Here is a 6,090-nt window from a genome sequence, read left to right as displayed (position 1 = left end):
CTTCGGCTCAATCTTCTTTGCCAAAATATCCATCTTATCTCTCAAATCTTTTATAAGTTTATTATATTCTTCGTCAATGCTTTTATTATTCATTCTTCCGTTTGCGTCCGTTCCTTGAAAATATTTTCTAATGTCATAATACGATGCATTGACATTTATATAACTTCCCGTTTGATGATAATGTCTCCATAACTTTTTGCCAGCTTCAAAAACATCTTTCGCCTCTTTTGAAAATTTAAGCGGTTTTAGGCTTCTGCCCGCCGTTGGCGTAGGAATGAACGATGCATTTTCCGATAACAAGGAGGCTTCCGCTTCCGCATACCGTTGGCAAAGCCTTTGCGTATCTTTTGGATTTATTTTACCGTCTATAAATTCCTTCATAAAATGCGAATCAAAACTTTCCGCCGCTCCAACTTCTGCCTCGCTAAACGGTATCCAATGATTGACTCCAGCTTCGCTTCTGCGGGCATGTTGCCCTGCGGTAATACGATTTTGTCCATGAAATAAAGTAAAAGCCAAACAGTCGTTTTGAAATTCTTTATCCGTTTCCCATTTTGGCGTAGGATATAAAAATTGGTCTCTATTATTTATCCAAGTGGTATCAATACATAATCGAACGGATAGATAAATAGAAATCTGAATTAAATTTGTAGCGGTTATTTTATATTTTGTCGCGTTATTTAAATTTCCGCTTGCCACTTTAGTTTGAATACTTGAAATTTTTAAGAATTTATTATTTTGATAATCGGGTCCGTTATTGCCCGTATATCCAAGAATTTCTCCTTTCGGTTCGTAGCTTGTAATCCATTGAGTTATAGTTAATTTCTGTTTATTAGCGGTATTTGAAGAAAATGATTTTTTACCCAAGAATTCTATTTTTTCATTAAAAACATCCACATTAACGCTTTTTATTTTTTGCTTTTTAGAAGTATCCCAAATTAAAAATCCGATTGGAAAATTACCTCGAACATTATCAAAAGTGTTTGCTGGAACTATAAAACCTTTTAAAAATTTCGCTTTAAATTCTTCTCTAAAATTTATAAAACCGCTCGAATTGACATACTTTAAAGTCGAAAACGAAGCTAAAATACAATTTGGAATTTCTTTATAAATCCTAATAAAAAATTGCGTAAAAATTTCTCTTATAGAAAGTCCTAAATTTAATTCAACGCTATATTTTTCGTAAACTTTGCCTAATGTGGCGACTTTCGTTTTATTTTTTCCAGTTCCCGTAGCTTGTTTTTGGTCTCCAGCTTCCGCGTAAGGAGGATTTATATAAATAATAAGTTTCTCTGGCTTCTCGTCAATTACCTTCTTCAATCCTTTCGGCAACTTAGAAAAGTCATCGTTCAAAAAATCAAACTTAAATATATGATTTCTAAACATTCCCGCTCCGCTCCTCAATCGCGCAAGCATTATATCCACATCCGCTTGGTCGATTGTCGATGCCCAAATATTATTCATATTCGTTAGTCCCGCAAGCAAATTACCAGTCCCAGCGGCTAAATCCCAAATATGATATTCCTCCTGCCAATCCTTACCCAAAACCGATTCCAAATATTCCCGCGACTTCTCCGCCCAAATCTGTGGGGTAAAAAACGAACCTTTTCTGGAGCGTATATCTGGAGGAACGAGTAAATCTCGCCTATTGATTATATAATCCCAATATTCCGACTTCGGAGGACGCTGATATCTTTTCCAAAACTCTTTATGAGCCTTCTGTTTATCGTAAAAATGAGCCGTCTTGCTTATCAGAAATCCCATTTTATCAATATTTCTTTCAAGTTCGTAATGGTCGCTTTTTAAAATAACGAAAAGTTTTTTAATCAAAGTCAAATTGTTTTCGCTCAATAAATCAGCCAAATAAAAATCGGCGTCAATTATCCCGCTTCGCTTCGCCTTCTCCCAATCGACAGAAATGGAATTCTTTACCGAATAAAGCCATTTTGAATAAATATTTACGAAATTATTTTTATCGATTTGAACTTTCGACAAATTGCCATCCGACTTGCCAAAATTATTTGAAATGAAATCTTTAATCTCTTTATCGTCCGAACCGAATTTATAAATAAAACTTTCTTCTTCCAAAGTTTCTTTTACTAACTGATGAAGTTGTTTAAACTCCTTAGTATTATGATTTGAAGGCGTCACATTCCAATTAAAATCGCTTTGAGAGAAAACATCCATTATTTTGAATATGGCAAGAATGCTATTTTTTGAGCATCGAAAGCTCCCAAAAAAGCTGGAGGCAAATGTTTGTCGAAAATTCTGCTCTTTCCGATTGTGAGAATAAGTTGAATAAAAGATTCGTAAATATTATGATTTTTTCCTTTCTTCGCTTCCGCCCATAAATAATATTCCGCCTCGAATTCTTTATCGTCAAAAGTTTTCTGTTTATCTAAATGCTGCGAAGTTTGTATTTTTCTTGCGATACAAAAATCGATTTGTTCTATTATTTGCGTAGAATCGAAATTCTTAAAATAATCTTCCGCAATCTTGTTTTTTAATTCTTCTTCTCTTAATTCTAAATCATAACTCATCATTTAGCCTCTATAATAATCTTATGCTGTCCGTCATAACCAAACACATCGGGGTTATACATCTCTTCCGCTTTGGTTGCGGGAAGCAAATATTCGCCCGGAGTCGCCGCCCTAACGACATATTTATAAACATGCTCGCCTCTATCGAATATGTCGGCAAATAGCAAAACTTTATCGTTATAATTTTCCGTATGATTGAATCCGCCCCACCATCTGTAGCTATAATTTCCCGTTATATCTTTTGTCTCGCTACTTTCGGTTGCAAAACTTGAATTTAATATTCTCATTCCGCTAGCTATAGGAACATCCGCTACGACAAATCGCCTCTCGTAAGGCGCGGTAATTTTTACGATAACGACATATTCCTCGCCTTGTTTGAATCTGTCTTTCGTCAAATCGAGTCTTCTTCCGTCTTTCGTTTCGTAATATCTTTCCACTTTTATTCCCGCGTCTCTATTAACGGCTAAATCTCTCGGAGCGTATTTTAATCTGATTCCGTAATAAAGTCTGCCGTCTCCGTTTCTTCTTATAATCGCGTTTTCGTATTTGGAGTTAGCGTTGCTGAATCTCTCTCTTTGGAATTCTTCGAGAGCGTAAGATTTCGTCACGCTTGGATTAGTCCTATCCGAAAAAGTTTCCGATAGTAAAGTTTTGCTTTGAAATATGAACTCCGCTCTGAAATTAGGATTAACATTTTCGTATTTTTTGAAATATAAATTCATTGAAGAAAAAGTGGCGACATTATCCTGCGTATTCAAATATCTTCCGTTTTTTCTCGTCTGAATTAACCAGCGAACGACTTTTTCGTTTATAGGATTATCGTATCCAATTTCTATTAATCCTCCCAAAGCGACAGAAGTGTCTCTAACAGCCGAAGAATGAATCCAATACAAATTAGAATATTTTTCTTCCAATTCGTAATGAGCGGTTGTGGAATCTTCTTTCAAAGCGTTTAATACATACTGACGAACTCTATTAAGCGCCACATTTCCGTATTTGTTATAATACATTGCCCGCATCAATTGAACCTGCCCGTAAAACGGAATATTATTTATTTGAGGATATAATCTGTCTATTATCGCTCTAACCTCGCTCGAATCGTATTCGCCTTCCGCAAGAACCGATGAAATATAGGCAATCGAAGACAAATCTATATATTCGTCTTCCCAGAAACTCGGTTTTTCCGCTTTTTTGCTTTTCGCATAATGATTAAGATATTCCAAAGCCAAACTTAAAGATTTTTCGTCTATTTCATAACCTTCTTTTTTAGCCTTTATCATAGTTTCCGTTGCATAAGCGGTAAGCCATGGAGATACCCAAGTTTTGCTCGTCCAATATGCAAACCCTCCGTCCGCAGTTTGATAGGAAGGCATATTTTTTAAGAAATCTTTAACCGAATTATCCAAATCTTCTTCCGTTCTGTCGGTAAGTTTCATGTCGACAATTAATCTCTTGCTTACGATTATTGGATAGATTCTCGAAAGTTGCTGTTCCAAACAAAGATAAGGATAATTAATCAAATAATCCAAACTTCCGTTTAACTCGCTGAACGCGCTCGGAGACATATAAACATCAAGCTCTCCCGCTCCCGAATAAACTTCCGACTCGTTAGGAATTCTCATTCCGATATTCAAGCTGTCGTTAGTCATACTCGAAAACATAGCTACAGATTCCGTTGTCATAGGAACATTTACATCAAAAGTTTTTTCTACCGCGTCCGTATATTCTCCGCCTTTAGCAAGAATCGTAATTTTAGCCTCGCCTCTATTTGTAGCTATTATATCGAATCTTATATCGGCGTTTCCTCCTTTAGGGACATTTATTTTTTGAATAGCGTTTTCTATATTTACATTCGAGCCAACCGCTTGAATTTCAATTTCCAAATCTTCGTTGGAATAATTATAAATCAAACTTCCCGCTTTGAATCTGTCTTCCACATAAGCGAATTCTGGTAAAGTAGGCATGAGCATCAAATTCTTTTTTACCACAATCACATCGTCCGAAGCTCCAAAATATCCGTCTTTATTTATAGCCGAAGCCATTATTCTAAAAGATGTGATATTGTCGGGCAAATTGAAAGTAATTGTAGCTTTTCCGCTTGCATCCGTCTTTACTCTTCCTTGATAAAAAGCCGTGCTTAAAAAATTCTTTCTTATGCTGAATATATCCATTCCCATATCCGCAGCCGCTTTTGCGAGCATATTGGCAGATTCAAGAATTCCGTCCCCTCCTGGCATATCGCCTTTTTCTCCGTAATTTCTCTGCCCTATCAAATGTATTCTCGTGTCCGCGCTTGCAACGCTCAAAGGACGCGGTCCGTAGAAAGTGTTAAACCAATTCGGAGTTCTATATCCGATTAAATTCAAAACTCCCAAATCGACTACGCTCAACATAATTTCCGTTTCCATAGCCTGCCCTTCTTTAGTTTCCGCATACAAATCAATCGTCATCTCTTCTCTCGGTTCTGCCGTTTCATGCGATTTTGTTATTTTTACATTAAGCTCTTTTTCTCTCGGAGATACCGAAATTCCAGCATAACCTATTTTAAATGAAGGTTTTCCCTCGTCAGTCGCGTAATTCGTATAGGATTCGTCCTCCACTCTGCCTTTGACTAAAGAAACTCCGATATAAACATTTGGCAAATATTCTTTTTTAATCGGAACTTCTATCAAAGACGCGCTTCCTTCCAAATTTGTGACATAACTGTCGATTACAAATTCTCTTTCAACCGTTACTAAAGCTGTAGCATTTTCATAAGGAGATTTTACCATTATACGAGCCGTTTCGCCCGGGACATATTCCTCTTTTTCGGTTATAAGCTCGAGCAAATCGTCATCGAACATCGCCCAAGCCGCATAATCGCTTCCTATAACATACATATATTCGTCCGCCGCGACTTCTCTGTTTGCCGAATCTTTCGCCCTCGCCGTCACAATATATAATCCAGAATTTCTCGGAGTAAAAGTATATGGAACGGAATTATCGGCTCTCGTTGTAATAGTTTTCGTTTCGATAATATCGTCAATTTGCTGCGATTCCCATTGAAAACGTCCGCCCGTTATCGCCTTTCTTACCGATTCCCAATGCCTTCTTATAATCTGAACTTCGATTCTTTTTCTATTAAGTTTATTTCCTTCGGGGTCTACCGCTATAAAATCGAGCCTCGTTTCTTTTCCCGTTTCAAGAAAATATCCCTGTCTCTTTATTCCTATATAAAAATCGCTTCCATGAACCAAAACATTTTTACTTGCGCTTACTTTTTGCGAATCCTCTCCCAAAATCGTTGATTCTATCATAACATTTGCAGAATGAATAGAACGGCTTGCGTCAATTTTAGGATTATAACTATATTCTCCGTTGCCGTCCAAAGCTCCCGTTCCCGTAGCCAAAGTGGAATAATAATCTGTATAATAATCGTCTTCAAACCAGCTTAATTTTGTAAATCTGAATCCCGCATTATTTGGAGGAATAAAGAAAGTCTCTCTCATTGAAATATTATAATCTACCGTATTTGAAATCATAGGTTCGCCGAATAAATACCAGCCCGACA

Annotated in this window: 3 protein-coding genes; all 3 read right to left on the bottom strand. The window is 36.7% G+C overall.

Features of this window, described 5'->3' with window-relative positions; all coding sequences use genetic code 11:
- Positions 1 to 2,187, bottom strand: a 2,187-nt coding sequence (locus EZH24_RS05985; RefSeq protein ID WP_201798571.1) for a hypothetical protein, incomplete at its 3' end; no start/stop codon positions are given.
- Positions 2,187 to 2,543, bottom strand: a complete 357-nt coding sequence (locus EZH24_RS14915) for a hypothetical protein (RefSeq protein ID WP_201798570.1) — start codon at positions 2,541 to 2,543, stop codon at positions 2,187 to 2,189. The genes EZH24_RS14915 and EZH24_RS05985, both read right to left, overlap by 1 nt.
- On the bottom strand, positions 2,540 to 6,090 hold a 3,551-nt coding region (locus EZH24_RS05980; protein WP_272897876.1), incomplete at its 5' end, for an alpha-2-macroglobulin family protein. The genes EZH24_RS05980 and EZH24_RS14915, both read right to left, overlap by 4 nt.

The organism is Brachyspira catarrhinii (genome assembly GCF_005518285.1).
GTDB classification, from domain to species: Bacteria; Spirochaetota; Brachyspiria; order Brachyspirales; family Brachyspiraceae; genus Brachyspira; species Brachyspira catarrhinii.
Note: the sequence above shows the minus strand (reverse complement) of the source record. Positions and strands in the feature narration are given on the sequence as shown.